Here is a 15,147-nt window from a genome sequence, read left to right as displayed (position 1 = left end):
CGCCCTATGCTGCGGGATATATTCTTCTTAGGAGAATTCCGGCGGCGCGTCGAGGCTGCCGGCTGTCTCTCACACGTTCCCGGCGATGGTCAGCGGCCGCAGGATTTCGAACGGGCCATCGGGGGTATCGAAAGTGAACCGCGCCTGCGCGCCGGCAATGTCTTCGGCCTCGAACCGCCCCAGCAGCGGGAACGACAGCGTGCCCCCGTCCGGCGAGAGTTCCGGCTCCCCGAAAAGAAGGTTGGACCCGGCGATCTCGGCGATCATTGAGGCAGGATCGAACCGGCTGTCCTCGAGATCGACCAATATCGCCCCCTCCTGTGCGTCGAAAGAGGCCTTACCGAGCAGGCCTTCCCCGTCATGGGGCAAGGGAACATTGGCCAGGGCCTGGCGGATTCGCAGATCGCTGGTGCTGTCGGGCGCATCGAGCGCAGGCGCGAGTTCGAACCGCGTAGAGACCGGCACGCAGATGTCCGAGCATACGCCCATGGCTACGTCCGCGACGAACTTGGGGGCATCGCCCTCCACGGCCACTTGGAAGGGAATGAGAACGCGGCCGTAAAAGGCATGATCGAGATAGCCACCGGCGGTCTCACGCTTGGGATAGGGCCAGGCGATATCGATCTCCCCGATGCCCTCGGAGCCGGCGGTATCGAAAGTGAGCGGCAGGCCGGATTCGCCCGGCACGCGCCAATAGGTCTTGGTGGTTGCGGGCATATCCACCTCGAGCCCCATCCACACCGTTCCCTCCGGGGTGACGACATCGGCGGAAACCAGCCGCAAGGAAACCTCGGGGGCGACTTCCACCCAATCGGTCTGGGCGGCCGAGGCCGGGGCAGCGCAAGCCAGCAGGAGGGCGATGGGAAGTGCTCTTTTCATGGGCACGATCATTAGTCCAGCATACAAACGGGTGAAAGAGGCGAACGATCATCGCTTCGTGATCTTTAGACGATTTGAATATGGCAGGAAAAACTTTAGGCTGAAGACGCGGCGGGCAGAAAGCGAGCTGAGTATGGACACGCTCAAAGGACAGTTTCTGGTTGCAACGCCGGATATGGGCGACGAACGGTTCGCCGAAACGGTGGTGTACCTGATCGCCCATGGGGAGGATGGCGCCATGGGGCTGGTCATCAACCAGCCCATGGAAGACATGCATCTTTCCGACATCCTTGCCGAACTCGAGCTGGGCGACGAAGAAGAAAGCATCCGCATTCCCGACCGCATGATGCGCCAGGACGTCTTCAAAGGCGGGCCGGTCGATTCGAGCCGCGGGTTCGTGCTCCACACCTCGGATTATTTCCGGGACGGCAATTCCTATCCCGTCGATGGCGATATCTGCCTTACGGCAACGCTCGACGTTCTGCGCGCCATGATGCAAGGGAAAGGCCCCAGGCACAGCCTTTTGGCGCTGGGCTATTGCGGCTGGAGCGCAGGCCAGCTCGAAGAGGAATTGCGCCAGAACGGCTGGCTGACCACGGCCCGGTCCGACGATCTCCTGTTTTCCGTGCCGGCCAGAAAGAAGTACGACGCCGCGCTCGCAGCTATGGGCGTGACCCGCGCGACCCTCAGCCCGACATCGGGCAACGCGTAGGTCGAATCGAAATTCAGCGCTCCAGGCTGGCGCTGTTCCCGAATCCAGCGCCAGCGAAGCGCTCTAACGTCGATGGTTCTCGGCCCTAGCCCCCGATCTGCGCCTGCAACCGGCGCTGGAGTTCGGCACCCGACATCGCCGCGCCGAAGGCAAAACCCTGGGCATAGCGGCAATTGAGGCTCTTGAGCCGCGCGATCTCATCCTCGGTCTCGACCCCTTCGGCCACCAGCGACAGATCGAGTTCGCGCGCCAGCGTCACCACCGATCCGATGATGGGGATCTGAGTGTGCGAGATGCCGCTATCGTCGCGGATCTGCACGAAGGGCGCGGGGAGCTTGATCGTGTCGAACGGGAAGCGGTGGAGATAGGAGAGCGAGGAATACCCCGTCCCGAAATCGTCGAGCGCCAGCCCAAGCCCCAGGGCCTTGAAGGCTTCGAGCATATAGACGGCGTGCTCGGGATTGCCCATCACCTGGCTTTCGGTGATCTCGAGCTTCATGTGCCGCGCGACCGATTTGTTCTGGGCCACCAGCGTGCGCATGTCGTTGAGCAAGGTTTCGCTGGTTAGCTGCGCCGCCGAGAGATTGACCGAGATGTAGAACTCCTCGGGCAGCTTCATCGACGTCGTCCATTGCCGCGCCTGTTCGGCCGCTTCCTCGAAGGCGAGGCGGCCGAGCTTTTCGATCTGCCCGGTACGCTCGGCGAGCGGAATGAACGCGTTGGGGCTGACCTGGCCGCGGCCGGGATGGTTCCAGCGCATCAGCGCCTCGGCCGCGACGATCCTGTTGGAATTCTGGATGTCGACGATGGGCTGGTAGAGAAGCTGCAGATCGCGCCGCTCCAGCGCGTCCTTGAGATCGTCTTCGAGCGCCTGGGCATAGACGGCGATGGACCGGGTCGCGGCGCGGAAGGCCTCGATGCGGTCGCCGCCATGGCGCTTGGCGTAGTGCATGGCCAGTTCGGCATCGCGCAGCACGTCTTCGGCATCGACGGGCTTGTTGTCGTAGATGGTGATCCCGATCGAGGCGGTGAGCGTCATGTCGCTATCGCCGAAATTAAACGGGTTGCGCAGTGCCTTGCGCATCTGCTCGGCAACGTCGGCGATCTTTGAGGCCGACTGCTCGGACAGGAGCACCACGGCGAACTGGTCGCCCGAAATGCGCGCCAGGGTATCGAGCGGACGCAGCAGGCGTGACAGGCGGCGCGAGACGGCGAGCAGCAGCGAATCGGCCGCCATATGCCCGATGCGCTCGTCGATATCGGTGAATTTATCCAGATCGATGAGGAAGACGGCAGGCTTGACCTCGTTGAACTCACGCGAGCGCAACAGGGCACGCTCCAGCCGGTCGAGGAAAAGCTGCCGGTTGGGCAGGCCCGTGAGGCTGTCATGGATGGCGTCGTGCAGCAGCCGGTCGCGCGCGGCGCGCTCGTCGGTCACGTCCTGGAGCGTGCCCACGATGCGGTTGACCTGATTGTCGCCGCCCAGCACGGGTTTGACCCGCATGCGGAAGGCGCGATAGCTGCCGTCGAACCCGGCGATGCGGATATCGGAATTGACCTTGCCGCGCTTGAGTTCGATCAGGGTGTCGAGCGCGGTGCGGAAGCGGTCTCGGTCCTCGGGGTGCACGCGGTCGAGCCAGCGCTTGATGGCTCCGCGCAGCGCCCCCTTGCGTTCGCCGAGGCGCAGAGCCAGCTCCTCGGAGACGTTGACCCGGTCGCGGTCGATATTCCAGTCGAAGACGAAATCGCCCGAGCCGGTCATGGCCAGCGCCCGGCGCTCCACTTCCGAAAGCGCGCCGATCGACACCTGTCCGTCGGAAAAGGCGTGCTGGACGGCGGTGAAACCCAACAGCATCACGATCAAGACCAGGCCGCCCGATACCGCCGATTGGGCGATATCGTTGGAGACCTGCCCGGAAACCACCATCCAGGCATAGACCAGCCAGGCCAGATAGATCACCCAGGTCGGAACGAGCAGCACCGCCCTGTCATAGCCCCTGATCGAGAGCAGCAGGATGAGGAACAGCCCCATGAGCCCGATCAGCGCCAGCGATGTCCGCGCTATGCCCGCCGCCAGCGCCGGGTTGAAGAACGCATAGACAAACAACGCGAGGAATATGGCCGACAGCCCCAGCGCCATATGCGTGAAGCGGAAATGCCATCGGTGCAGGTTGAGATAGATGAACAGGAACCCGAACAGGGTCGTGGCCAGGGCGGCCTCCGCCGCCGCCCGGAAGGGCTGGATTTCGGCGTTCGAAACACCCAGCAGCGGGCCGAAAATGCCGAAATCGATGAGCAGATAGGCAAGCACCGCCCAGGCGAGCAGCGCGGTGGCCGGAAACACACCCCTGCCCTTGACCACGAACATGATGGTCAGAAACACCGCCGCGAGGCTGGAAATCCCCAGCACCGTGCCCCGGAACAGGGTGAAGGAGTTGATGTAATCGCGATAGGCATCCGGCTCCCAAAGGTAAAGCTCGGGCAGTGTTTCGGACGTGAGTTCGGCCACCAGCGTAACGGTCGCGCCCGGATCGATGACGATGTCGAAGACATCGGCCTCCGAATCGGGCACCCGCTCGGGCCGCAAGCCGTGGCTGGGCGTGAGCGCGGTGATGCGGCCGGCGCCGAGATCGGGATGGAACACGCCCGAGCCGGGCAGGCGGAAATAGGGCGCGACCAGCAGGCGCTCGATCTGCACGTCGCTTTCGTTGCGCAGCGCGAAAACCGCCCAATTGGGATTGGCGCCCTCGGTGATCGAGATCACCTCGATCCGGCGGATGATCCCATCCTCGCCGGGCGCCGTGCTGATCTGCACCCGGCCTTCCTCGCCGGGGAGCACGTCGATGGCCGCGCCGAGATTGACCGCGTTGATGCCCTCGGGGATCGTCACCACTTCGAAGGCCGCCGCCCTGCCCGTCGCTCCGGCCAATGCTGCAATCAGCATCGCGAGAATGACGAAATAACGGGCGGGATTGAAAGACATAAATTAACGATCCTGAAACGGGTATTCAGTGGTAGCGGGATTTCTTAGGCTTTGGCAATCAAGCTGGCCGCTGTTTCAAAAGCATTGTCACAGTTTCAAACCGCGTTGCCTGATCGGGATCAGCCGGCCAAACCGTTGTAGTGCTCGCGGGTGAGCGCAAACAGCAGATGATCCCTCCACTCGCCATTGATCTGGAGATAATGCTCGGCAATACCGATCTCGCGAAATCCGTTGGCCGCAAGGACCCGGCGCGAGGCGGTATTGTCGGGGAGGCAGGCCGCCTCGATGCGATGGAGCGCCAAGGTGTCGAACACAAACGGCAAGATCAGGGCAACCGATCGGGTCATGATGCCTTTTCCCGCGAATTCGGCCCCCATCCAATAGCCCAACGTGACGTTCTGGAAGGCGCGCCGGCGCACATTGGAAAGCGTCAGCCCGCCGACCAGGGTCGAGCGCCGGCCGACCAGGGTAAAGATGAAGAAGGAAAATTCGGTCCCATAGAGCGCATCGCGCCGATTGCGCCGGACCCGGGAGATGAAGCTGCGCGCGGAAAGTTCTGCTTCGGACCAGCGCGGCTCGAATGGGGTCAGAAATGAGCGGCTCGCGACGCGCAGGTTGCGCCAGGCCTGGAAATCGTTCTGCCGCGGCGAGCGGATCAGCAAGCCATCGCCACGGATTTCCGGTGTGGTCTGGCGTATGGAAGCGAAGGTGAACACGGGAGGCCGGCCCCCTTATTTCAGGCTTGCCACTATACGATCATAATCGGGCATGCGCTCCACCGGTCCAATTCCGGCAACGGCCGGCTTGGCATCGCCAAAGATCTGTCCCGCCACATGCCGCACGCGCTCGGCGTCGATACGGTTGATACGATCGACGGTTTCCTGCAGCGGGATCGGGCGCCCCCAGAGGATCTGCTGGCGGGCAAGCTGTCCGGCGCGCGAGGACGGGCTTTCCAGCGACATCAGCAGCCCGGCGCGGATCTGCGCGCGCACGCGGCTGACTTCGGCATCGGTGATATCGCGGGTCGATTTCTGCAACTCTTCGAGCATCACCGGCAACAGCTCTTCGACATCCTCGGCGCCGGTGGCCGCCGCCACTCCGAACACGCCACTGTCGGCAAATGCCCAGTGAAACGCGTAAACCGAATAGCAGAGCCCGCGCCGCTCGCGCACCTCCTGGAACAAGCGCGAGCTCATGCCGCCGCCCAGGATCGAGGAGAGAATCTGCGCGGCATAGAAGCCGTCGGAATTGTACGCCCGCCCTTCGAGGCCCAGAACGATATGGGCCTGTTCGTGGTCGGAGACTTCCTTGAACTCGCCCCCGACATATTGAGCCTTCTCGGGCGCCGGCGCGCCGGTGGATTTTAGATCGTGAAAGCGGTCATTGGCGAGATCGACCAATTGGTCGTGATCCACATTGCCGGCCGCCGATATCACCATGCGGTCGCCCACATAATGGCTCTCGAGATAGGCGCGGATCGTATCGGGATTGAACCCGCGCACCGAAGATTCGGTCCCGAGGATGGTGCGCCCGATCGGCTGATCGGGATAGGCGGCTTCCTGGAACAAATCGAAGACGTGATCGTCGGGATTGTCGTGGGTGGCCCCGATCTCCTGGCAAATCACCCGCTGCTCGCGCGCCAATTCGGCCGCGTCGAACACGGAATTCTGCAGGATATCGGCGAGAATGTCGGCGGCAAGGCCAACATCGTCCTTGAGCACGCGCGCGAAATAGCCGGTGTGCTCGATCGAGGTCGCCGCGTTGATATCGCCGCCCACCGATTCGATGGTTTCGGCGATCTCACGGGCCGAGCGGGTGGAGGTTCCCTTGAACGCCATATGCTCGAGCAGATGGGAAACGCCATGTTGATCGGCGGTTTCGCTGCGCGAACCGGACTTGACCCAGACGCCGAGCGCGGCACTTTCCAGATGCGGCATGGCGTCGGTGATAACGGTCATCCCATTATCGAGGGTCGTGGTGCGGACGGTCAAAGTCTATTCCTCCCAGGCGCGGCTGTTGGCGCGGATGAAGTCCTTAACGGCGTTTTCCTCGTTGGCGAGCACGGTGAAGCGCTCTTCGCGCTGGCCGAGGTCGGCCATGTGGGCCGGCAACTCGGGATGGCGCCCCGTCGCCGCTTCCACAGTTTCGGGAAATTTGGCCGGATGGGCGGTCGAGAGCGTCACCAGCGGCGTGTGGCCGAAATTGAAGCCCCGCGCAACCGCGACACCCACGGCCGTATGCGGATCGATGAGATATCCGGAGCGCTTGAGCACGTCGGCGATAATCGCCTTGGTCGCCGTCTCATCGGCCATGCCCGAGCCGAACTCCTCGCGGATCGTTTCCAGCCCGTTCTCGGGAATGGAAAAGCCGCCCGACTGGGCCAGCGAAGCGAAAAGCCCCGCCGTCTTTTCCCCGTCCCGGTCCAGCGCTTCGAACAGCAGGCGTTCGAAGTTCGAGGAGACCTCGATATCCATCGAGGGGCTGACGGTTTGCGTCACGCCGCGCTTTTCGTACCGGCCGATATTGACCGCGCGGCGCAGGATGTCGTTGGAATTGGTGGCGATCACCAGCTTTTCGACGGGCAGCCCCATGCACTTGGCGACATAGCCGGCGAAAATATCGCCGAAATTGCCGGTCGGGACCACGAACGTCACCTTGCGGTGAGGCGCCCCCAGCGCGACGGCGGCTGAGAAATAGTAGACGACCTGCGCGGCGATGCGGCCCCAATTGATGGAATTGACCCCGCTCAACCTCGCGCCATCGCGGAAGCCATGATCGTTGAACATGGCTTTGACGATGGCCTGGCAATCGTCGAACGTTCCCTCGACGGCGATGTTGAAGACGTTCTCGTCGAGAACAGTCGTCATCTGCCGGCGCTGAATTTCCGAGGTGCGGCCCTTGGGATGCAGAATGAAGATATCGGTATTCTGCCGCCCGCGGAACGCTTCGATCGCCGCCGATCCGGTGTCCCCGGAAGTCGCGCCGACGATCGTGGCGCGCTGGCCGCGCTGGCCGAGAATGTGGTCGACCACCCGCGCCAGGAACTGCATGGCCACGTCCTTGAAGGCCAGGGTGGGCCCGTGCCAGAGCTCGAGGACGAAATGGCCCGGTTCGAGTTCGACCAATGGCGTCACCGAGGGGTGATTGAACCCGGCATAGGCCGATTTGATCATCGCCTTGAGATCGTCGGCGGCAATCTCGTCGCCCACGAATTTGGACAGCACGGCAAACGCAACGTCCTGATAGGGACGATTGCCGAAATTGTGGATTTCCTCTGCGGTAAACTGCGGCCAGCTTTCCGGGACATAGAGGCCGCCATCACGCGCAAGTCCCGTGAGGACGACGTCACAGAAACCGAGCGTCGGCGCTTGGCCGCGCGTGCTGACATACCGCATTAGATGAAAAACCTCCGAGACACGGCACGCACCCTAATTGCCCTTTTCCTCAGGAGCAAGATTTCTGGACTTGCGCTGGCGCCAGATCCAAAACCCCAGCATTACCGGGGTGATGGCGGCGAAAAGGTACCAGGTGCCGGCATATTCGAGATGGCGATTGGGGAAGGTTATCTGCGTCTCGCCGCCCTGCGGCAGCTCTCCAGCAGGCCCCGCCACCAGATCGATGGTTACGGGCGCCACCGGGACGCCGGGGTCGAGAAAGGCGGCAAGGCGCTCGGGATCACGCACCCATTCGCGGCGCGCATCCAGATCGGACGCGGGCGTAAAGCTGTTGGGCTGTTCCGGGCGGCGGGCCACGCCTTCGATTGTCGTGGTCCCCTGCGGTCCATCACCCCCATCGGCATAACTCTCGGCAACGGCTTCGGGAACAAAGCCGCGATTGACCCAGACCACGCCGCCATCTTCGAGCGTGAACGGCGCCATGACCCAATAGCCGACCCCGCCGTAACGGCCCACCGGATCTGGCAGATTGGTGAAAATCAGTACGGTCCGGGCGTGGTCATAGGTGCCGGTCGCGGTAACCGGACGGTAGTCGAGCGCCTCGGCGTCGAGGCCCGCCCAAGACCCTTGCTCGGGAAACGCGGCAGCGGGCTGATCGAAGCGTTCTTCGACAGCGGCGATCAACGCTTCCTTTTCACCCAGGCGCTGGACCTGCCAGTTTCCCAGCGTGATGAACAGCGCCATCAACACCAGCATCAACACCACAAAACTGATCTGGCCGAGGCTCCAGCGACGCTGGGGGCGAACCGCTTCGATCATTGGTGAACGCCTCGTTGGTGGAACGTTTCCAGCCTGCCGACTGGCTTCGGCGGCACCGCGGCACCGCGCCCGGAGCTTACCGCTGGGCCGGTAAAAAGATGGCCCTCGCCACTGCGCGAACCGCGGCCCTTAATGCCGGTCGCGAGCGGAGAAGGCCCCCAGAAACGTTCAAGCATGTAATTTGCCGGGCCACTGGAAAGCGGCCCGGCCTTTCTCAAGATCAGTGGTGAGCGATCGTCGCGCCCCAGGAGCCCCAGACATAGATCGAGGCGAACAGGAACAGCCAGACGACGTCAACGAAGTGCCAGTACCAGGCGGCGAATTCGAAGCCCAGGTGCTGCTTGGGCGTGAACTGGCCGCGATAGGCACGGATCAGGCACACCAGCAGGAAGATGGTTCCGATGAAGACGTGGAAGCCATGGAAGCCGGTCGCCATGAAGAAGGTGGCGCCATAGATGTTGCCCGAGAAGTCGAAATGGGCCTGGGTGTATTCGAGCACCTGCACGCAGGAGAACAGCGCACCGAGCAGGACGGTGATGACGAGACCCCATTTCAGCCCCTGCCGGTCGCCTTCCAGAAGCGCATGGTGCGCCCAGGTGACGGTGGTGCCCGAAAGCAGCAGGACCAAGGTGTTGAACAGCGGAAGGTGCCAGGGATCGAAAACTTCGACGCCCTGCGGAGGCCAAACGCCGCCGGTGAAGGCCACACGGCCAACCTGGGCAATTTCGTCGGGATAGAAGGCCGCGTCGAAATAGGCCCAGAACCAGGCAACGAAGAACATCACTTCCGAGGCGATGAACAGGATCATGCCATAGCGGTGATGGAGCTGCACGACCGGGGTATGGAAGCCGGTTTCGGCCTCCTTCACCACGTCCGCCCACCAGGCGAACATGGTGTAGAGCACGCCGACGAGGCCGGCGGCGAACAGCCAGGGCACGCCACCATGCATCCACATGATGGCGCCGACGGCCATGACGAAGGCGGACACCGAGCCGATGAACGGCCAGGGGCTCAAATCTACCAGGTGGTAGTCATGGTTCTTTGCATGGGCTGCCATTTTTAGGTCTATCCCCCGTTAGGAATCGTGAAACGTATAAGACAGCGTAATCTCGCGGATTGTACGCAATTCGGAATTCTCGTCGAGATCGGGATCGACGAAATAGGTGACCGGCATCTCGACCGTGCCGCCAGGCGGAATGGTCTGCTCGGTAAAGCAGAAGCATTCGATCTTGTTGAAATAGACCCCGGCGGAATCAGGGGTCACGTTGAAGCTCGCCGTCGTTTGCAGCGGTTCGTCGCTCAGATTGGTCGCGCGGTAGACGACGGTGCTGACCGTGCCGATCGGGTTTGTTTCGATCCGGGCCGGCTCGACCTGGAGCGGCATGCCGCGATCTATGGTGGCATCGAAACGCACGCCCATCTCGCGGGCGATGACGCCTCGCACATTGCCATCGGAAACCTGCGTCGTCCCGCCATAGCCGGTCACCCGGCAGAAGATGTCGTAGAGCGGCACGGCGGCAAAGGAGAGCCCGAGCATGAATAGTCCCATGCCCACGAGCCAGGCGAGCGTGCGCTTATTGGACGACTGGGTATGATCGGGGGTCGCTATGCTCATGGCTCACAGGTCCCGCACAAGCACGTCCGGACCAAGCTTTGCGATGGTAATCGCATAAAAAATGGCGACCAGAACGGCAAGTGCGATGCCGATCGCGATGGAGCGCTTGCGGCGGCGCTTCATGAACGCTTCGCGCTGTTCTTGGCTCATGTTCTGTTCGACGGTCATCACAGGACTCCAAACCATCTGATCAGGCCAACATCGGCCAGCAGGGCTACGAACAGCACAAACAAATACAGCAAGGAATAGGTGAAAAGGACGCGGGCGCGGCGCTTCATCTCAACGCCTTCGGAAAAGCGCACACGAATGGCGAGAGCCGAGAAAGCCGTTCCGAGAATTGCTGCGGGAACGGCATAGAACCATCCCACGAGCCCGGTCAGCACCGGTCCGAAGCCCACGATCGTCAGCAGAACGGTGTAGATGACGATCTGGTTCTGCGTCGCGCGCTCCCCGGCCACGTTGGGCAGCATGGGGATGCCGGCCGCTTCGTAGTCGCCCTTCTTGTAGAGCGCCAGCGCCCAGAAGTGCGGCGGGGTCCACAGGAAGATGATCAGGAACAGGATGACGGCATCGAGCGAGACCGAGCCGGTGACCGCCGCCCAGCCGATCATCGGCGGAAAGGCGCCGGCGGCGCCGCCGATCACGATGTTCTGCGGCGTCGAGCGCTTGAGCCACATCGTATAGATAACGGCGTAAAAGAAAATGGTGAAGGCCAGCAGCCCCGCCGCGAGCCAGTTGGTTGCAAGCCCGAGCGTGGCGACCGAAAAGCCCGACAGGGCGAGGCCAAACACCAGCGCATCTTCACGGCTGACGCGGCCGGCCGGGATCGGACGATTCACGGTGCGGCTCATGACCGCGTCGATATCGGCGTCGTACCACATGTTGAGCGCGCCGGACGCACCGCCCCCGATGGCGATGCACAGGATGGCGATAAAACCGATAACGGGATTGATGCCGCCTGGGGCGACGAGCATGCCGACAAAGCCGGTGAACACGACAAGCTGCATCACCCGGGGCTTTAGCAGCTCCAGATAATCCTCCACGCGGCCGCCAAGCTGGACGGAAGTGGTTTCGGTGTTGTCGTCAACGTAAGCCAAGGTGAGGCCGGGCTCCGGTTTGAAATTAAAACGCAACCCGGCGAACCGGGTTGCGAAGGGTCGGTTCTTTGTGGCGCCGGCTTACTTGAAGCGCGGCAGGGTTTCGAACTGGTGGAACGGCGGAGGCGAGCTCAGGGTCCACTCCAGCGTCGTCGCACCTTCACCCCAGGGGTTGTCCGCTGCCTTACGCTTGCGGGCGAACGCCTCGAAGATCGAGTAGAAGAACACCGCAAGGCCGATAACGGTCACGACATAACCCCAGGACGAGACGTTGTTCCACAGCGCGTAGCTGTCGGGGTAGTCGATGTAGCGGCGCGGCATGCCGGCAAGGCCGAGGAAGTGCTGCGGGAAGAAGATCAGGTTCACGCCGACGAACATGATCCAGAAGTGCAGCTTGCCCAGCAGTTCGCTGTACATCACGCCGAACATCTTGGGGAACCAGTAGTACCAGCCCGCAAAGATGGTGAACACGGCGCCCAGCGAGAGCACGTAGTGGAAGTGCGCGACCACGTAATAGGTGTCGTGCAGCGCACGGTCGGCACCCGCATTGGCCAGCACCACACCGGTCACACCGCCAACGGTGAACAGGAAGATGAAGCCGATGGCCCACAGCATGGGCGTGGTCATGCGGATCGAGCCGCCCCACATGGTCGCGATCCACGAGAAGATCTTGATGCCGGTGGGCACCGCGATGATCATGGTTGCGGCAGTGAAGTAACGCTGGGTGTTGAGCGAGATACCCGAGGTGTACATGTGGTGCGCCCAGACGACGAACCCGACCGCGCCGATCGCGACCATGGCCAGCACCATGCCCAGGTAACCGAAGATGGGCTTGCGCGAGAAGGTCGAGATGATGTGGCTGATGATGCCGAAGCCCGGCAGGATCATGATGTACACTTCAGGGTGACCGAAGAACCAGAACAGGTGCTGGAACAGGATCGGGTCACCGCCGCCGGCCGGATCGAAGAAGGCCGTGCCGAAATTGCGGTCGGTCAGCAGCATGGTGATGGCGCCAGCCAGGACCGGCAGAGCCAGAAGCAGCAGGAACGCGGTCACCAGCACCGCCCAGGCAAAGAGCGGCATCTTGAACATGGTCATGCCCGGGGCGCGCATGTTCAGGATGGTGGTGATGAAGTTGATGGCACCAAGGATCGAGGACGCACCGGCGATGTGGAGCGAAAGGATCGCATAGTCCATGGCCGGGCCAGGCTGGCCGGAGGTCGAGAACGGCGGATAGATGGTCCAGCCGCCGCCGGTGCCCATGGCGCCCGGAGGGCCTTCCATGAACAGGCTCATGAGCAGCAGCAGGAAGGCGGGAACCAGCAGCCAGAACGAGATGTTGTTCATGCGCGGAAACGCCATGTCCGGCGCGCCGATCATCAGCGGCACGAAATAGTTGGCAAAGCCGCCGATCACGGCCGGCATGACAACGAAGAACACCATGATCAGCCCGTGGGCCGTGGTGAACACGTTGAACATGTGCTTGCCGGCATCGAGCGCGGCATTGCCGTCGATGCCATAAACCATCTGCGCGAGACCGGGGAAAATCTGAATGCCCGGTTCGGCCAGTTCCCAGCGCATGAAGCCGGAAAGCGCGCCGCCGATGACGCCCGCCACGATCGCGAAGATCAGGTAGAGAAGGCCGATGTCCTTGTGGTTGGTCGAATAGACCCACCGCTTCCAGCCGGAGGGAACTCCGTGTGCGGCATCGGAATGAGCTGCGTGAGCTTGTGCCATGTTGTTAACCTCTTATTCTCTGCCGCTTACTCGATCGAAGCCAGCAGCGTGCTGTTGGCATCGGCGAGGCTGCCTTCCTGGGCAGCGGCCAGCCACGCATCGAACTGTTCCTGCTCAACGACGCGCACGGCGATCGGCATGAACGCGTGATCCTTGCCGCACAACTCCGAGCACTGGCCGTAATAGATACCGGTCTCGCGAGCGTTGAACCAGGTTTCGTTGTTCCGGCTGGTCACGGCGTCGGTCTTGATGCCGAAGGACGGGACGGCGAAGGCGTGCAGCACGTCGGCGGCGGTAACCAGGAGACGGACGGTAGTGTTGACCGGCACGATCAGTTCGTTATCGACCGCCAGGAGGCGAGGCTGATCGGGCTTCTGCTCGGCGCGCTGCTCTTCATTGAGCATCACGGAGACGAAGTCGACGTCCTGGTCCATGTATTCATAGCCCCAGTACCACTGGTAGCCGGTGACCTTGATCGTAAGCTCGGGCGCGGGCACTTCGAGATCGCCGCCGAAGATCTGCGAACCGAGATAGCGGCGCTCGCCGTCCGGGATGGTCTGCTGATCGGCCAGAACGCCGAAGGAGGGGATGGCGATCACGAAAAGCAGCAGGACGGGAACGACGGTCCAGACGACTTCCACCAGGGTGTTATGGGTGACCTTGGAGGGGACGGGATTGGCGCGCTGGTTGAAGCGCACGATCACAACGATCAGAAGCGCGAGCACCACTAGCACGATCGCGGTGATGATCCACATAAGCAGATTGTCATGGAAGGCGATGATCGAATCCATGATCGGGGTCACCGATGGCTGCAAGCCGATCTGACCGGGAACGGCATGGCCCGCCTCCTGGGCCGAAGCGATTGCCGGGATCAGCGCAAACAGCAGCGCAGCGAGTGAGGCTCTGACCAGACGGAAAGAAAATCCTGTCACCTGGACTTCTCCTGAACGTAATTGTTTTTTGCGCTCCCTAGCATGTCCGCTCCGCGTGGCAAATGGCGCCCGCTCCCGACTCATGACTGGGGTGCAGATTTTTCTGCGGGCAGCTAAACCACATCCTTCCGAGCAAGGCAATTGATCCCGAGAGCACATTTTGTGCGTCAAATTGCGCCAAAGGCGCCTTAAGCCCGCCCCAGTTGTGCGATTTGTGACCGGTTTGGCGACCTTATGTTGACAAGGACCGCCAGCCTGCCCGACACATCAGGCAATCGTCCCGACGTCCGGGTCGCCAGGAGACAAGAGCTTTTCATGCGCCACATCGCCACTTTCGCCGCAGCCCTTATCGCCTCTTTTTCCCTTGCCGCACCGGCCGGCGCGCAGGGAACAGTGCGCTCCGAGCACGGCGATTGGCAGATGAGCTGCGATCTGGTGCCTGGCGCGCTCGAAGAGCAATGCGCCCTGATCCAGAACGTCACCGCCGAAGACCAGCCCAACGTGGCCCTCTCGGTGATCGCGCTCAAGACCGCCGATCAGGAGGCGCGCCTGCTGCGCGTGCTCGCGCCCCTGGGCGTGCTGCTGCCCAACGGGCTGGGGCTCAATATCGATGGGGAAGATCTTGGGCGCGTTGCCTTCGTGCGCTGCCTGCCCAATGGATGCGTTGCCGAAGTGGTCATGGACGACGAATTGATGACCCAGCTCTCCGAAGGCGAGAACGCGATCTTCATCGTTTTCAGAACGCCCGAGGAAGGAATCGGCATCCCCGTCTCGCTCGCCGGCTTCCAGGAGGGCTTCGAAGCCCTGCCTTAAACTGCCTGATCGCGATTCGAGGCACAAAAAAGCCGGACCGCACGCGGTCCGGCTGGGCTAGAAAACAAGGCCAAAGGCAAATCAGGCCCTGCCTTCTTTCGGGCTCTCTTTGGAGGGGCGCGGACGCACCGGCAAAATACGCCGCACCAAGAGCCCGATCAGGGC

At 62.4% G+C, this 15,147-nt stretch carries 14 protein-coding genes; 2 read left to right on the top strand and 12 right to left on the bottom strand.

The window, feature by feature from the left end:
• Positions 1 to 69: 69 nt before the first annotated feature.
• Entirely contained in the window at positions 70 to 879 is an 810-nt protein-coding gene (locus tag NO932_RS04370) for a protein-disulfide reductase DsbD domain-containing protein (RefSeq protein WP_309209861.1), read from the bottom strand.
• A gap of 133 nt (positions 880 to 1,012) precedes the next feature.
• Here NO932_RS04370 and NO932_RS04365 point away from each other — a divergent pair, with 133 nt between their 5' ends.
• The gene (locus NO932_RS04365) at positions 1,013 to 1,591 is read left to right on the top strand and encodes a YqgE/AlgH family protein (protein ID WP_309162360.1); all 579 of its coding nucleotides are present in this window, start codon (positions 1,013 to 1,015) and stop codon (positions 1,589 to 1,591) included.
• A gap of 85 nt (positions 1,592 to 1,676) precedes the next feature.
• Here NO932_RS04365 and NO932_RS04360 read toward each other — a convergent pair whose 3' ends face one another.
• The 11 genes from NO932_RS04360 to coxB all read right to left on the bottom strand — a co-directional run bounded on the left by NO932_RS04360 (position 1,677) and on the right by coxB (position 14,169).
• Positions 1,677 to 4,574 (bottom strand): EAL domain-containing protein, encoded by a 2,898-nt coding sequence (locus NO932_RS04360; RefSeq protein WP_309209860.1) that lies wholly within the window; start codon positions 4,572 to 4,574, stop codon positions 1,677 to 1,679.
• Between the two features lie 119 nt (positions 4,575 to 4,693).
• Positions 4,694 to 5,290 (bottom strand): GNAT family protein, encoded by a 597-nt coding sequence (locus tag NO932_RS04355; RefSeq protein ID WP_309162362.1) that lies wholly within the window; start codon positions 5,288 to 5,290, stop codon positions 4,694 to 4,696.
• Between the two features lie 15 nt (positions 5,291 to 5,305).
• Positions 5,306 to 6,565 carry a pitrilysin family protein gene (locus NO932_RS04350; protein ID WP_309209859.1) on the bottom strand — a complete coding sequence of 420 codons (1,260 nt, stop codon included), beginning with the start codon at positions 6,563 to 6,565 and terminating at the stop codon, positions 5,306 to 5,308.
• Positions 6,566 to 6,568: 3 nt separating this feature from the next.
• A complete protein-coding gene (gene thrC / locus NO932_RS04345; RefSeq protein WP_309209857.1) occupies positions 6,569 to 7,969 on the bottom strand; it encodes a threonine synthase in 1,401 nt (466 codons plus the stop codon).
• A gap of 33 nt (positions 7,970 to 8,002) precedes the next feature.
• A complete protein-coding gene (locus tag NO932_RS04340; RefSeq protein WP_309209855.1) occupies positions 8,003 to 8,788 on the bottom strand; it encodes an SURF1 family protein in 786 nt (261 codons plus the stop codon).
• A 220-nt stretch (positions 8,789 to 9,008) separates the two neighbouring features.
• Positions 9,009 to 9,845, bottom strand: coding sequence for a cytochrome c oxidase subunit 3 (locus tag NO932_RS04335; RefSeq protein ID WP_309162367.1), 837 nt, complete (start codon positions 9,843 to 9,845; stop codon positions 9,009 to 9,011).
• An 18-nt stretch (positions 9,846 to 9,863) separates the two neighbouring features.
• Positions 9,864 to 10,403: a cytochrome c oxidase assembly protein gene (locus NO932_RS04330; protein WP_309209854.1), complete on the bottom strand. Its 540-nt coding sequence runs from the start codon at positions 10,401 to 10,403 to the stop codon at positions 9,864 to 9,866.
• 3 nt (positions 10,404 to 10,406) lie between these two features.
• Positions 10,407 to 10,571: a hypothetical protein gene (locus NO932_RS04325; RefSeq protein WP_309162371.1), complete on the bottom strand. Its 165-nt coding sequence runs from the start codon at positions 10,569 to 10,571 to the stop codon at positions 10,407 to 10,409.
• On the bottom strand, positions 10,571 to 11,500 hold the full coding sequence (locus NO932_RS04320; RefSeq protein ID WP_309209853.1) for a heme o synthase: 930 nt from the start codon (positions 11,498 to 11,500) through the stop codon (positions 10,571 to 10,573). Before NO932_RS04320 ends, NO932_RS04325 begins: the two co-directional genes overlap by 1 nt.
• Before the next feature lie 81 nt (positions 11,501 to 11,581).
• Entirely contained in the window at positions 11,582 to 13,237 is a 1,656-nt protein-coding gene (gene ctaD / locus NO932_RS04315; RefSeq protein ID WP_309162373.1) for a cytochrome c oxidase subunit I, read from the bottom strand.
• A gap of 26 nt (positions 13,238 to 13,263) precedes the next feature.
• On the bottom strand, positions 13,264 to 14,169 hold the full coding sequence (gene coxB, locus NO932_RS04310) for a cytochrome c oxidase subunit II (protein ID WP_309162375.1): 906 nt from the start codon (positions 14,167 to 14,169) through the stop codon (positions 13,264 to 13,266).
• Between the two features lie 315 nt (positions 14,170 to 14,484).
• On the opposite strand from coxB, the gene NO932_RS04305 reads away from it, so the two are divergent.
• Complete coding sequence (locus NO932_RS04305) at positions 14,485 to 14,982, top strand: invasion associated locus B family protein (RefSeq protein ID WP_309209852.1); 498 nt, start codon at positions 14,485 to 14,487, stop codon at positions 14,980 to 14,982.
• Positions 14,983 to 15,147 lie beyond the last annotated feature (165 nt).

Source organism: Pelagibacterium sp. 26DY04 (assembly GCF_031202305.1).
Classification (GTDB): Bacteria; Pseudomonadota; Alphaproteobacteria; order Rhizobiales; family Devosiaceae; genus Pelagibacterium.
Note: the sequence above shows the minus strand (reverse complement) of the source record. Positions and strands in the feature narration are given on the sequence as shown.

What these genes read in the sequence shown, in the direction of transcription:
- NO932_RS04305 (WP_309209852.1), top strand. Translation starts at nt 14,485, where the DNA reads ATGCGCCACATCGCCACTTTCGCCGCAGCCCTTATCGCCTCTTTTTCC.
- NO932_RS04335 (WP_309162367.1), bottom strand. Translation starts at nt 9,845, where the DNA reads ATGGCAGCCCATGCAAAGAACCATGACTACCACCTGGTAGATTTGAGC.
- NO932_RS04325 (WP_309162371.1), bottom strand. Translation starts at nt 10,571, where the DNA reads ATGACCGTCGAACAGAACATGAGCCAAGAACAGCGCGAAGCGTTCATG.
- NO932_RS04340 (WP_309209855.1), bottom strand. Translation starts at nt 8,788, where the DNA reads ATGATCGAAGCGGTTCGCCCCCAGCGTCGCTGGAGCCTCGGCCAGATC.
- NO932_RS04330 (WP_309209854.1), bottom strand. Translation starts at nt 10,403, where the DNA reads ATGAGCATAGCGACCCCCGATCATACCCAGTCGTCCAATAAGCGCACG.
- NO932_RS04360 (WP_309209860.1), bottom strand. Translation starts at nt 4,574, where the DNA reads ATGTCTTTCAATCCCGCCCGTTATTTCGTCATTCTCGCGATGCTGATT.
- ctaD (WP_309162373.1), bottom strand. Translation starts at nt 13,237, where the DNA reads ATGGCACAAGCTCACGCAGCTCATTCCGATGCCGCACACGGAGTTCCC.
- NO932_RS04370 (WP_309209861.1), bottom strand. Translation starts at nt 879, where the DNA reads ATGAAAAGAGCACTTCCCATCGCCCTCCTGCTGGCTTGCGCTGCCCCG.
- NO932_RS04365 (WP_309162360.1), top strand. Translation starts at nt 1,013, where the DNA reads ATGGACACGCTCAAAGGACAGTTTCTGGTTGCAACGCCGGATATGGGC.
- thrC (WP_309209857.1), bottom strand. Translation starts at nt 7,969, where the DNA reads ATGCGGTATGTCAGCACGCGCGGCCAAGCGCCGACGCTCGGTTTCTGT.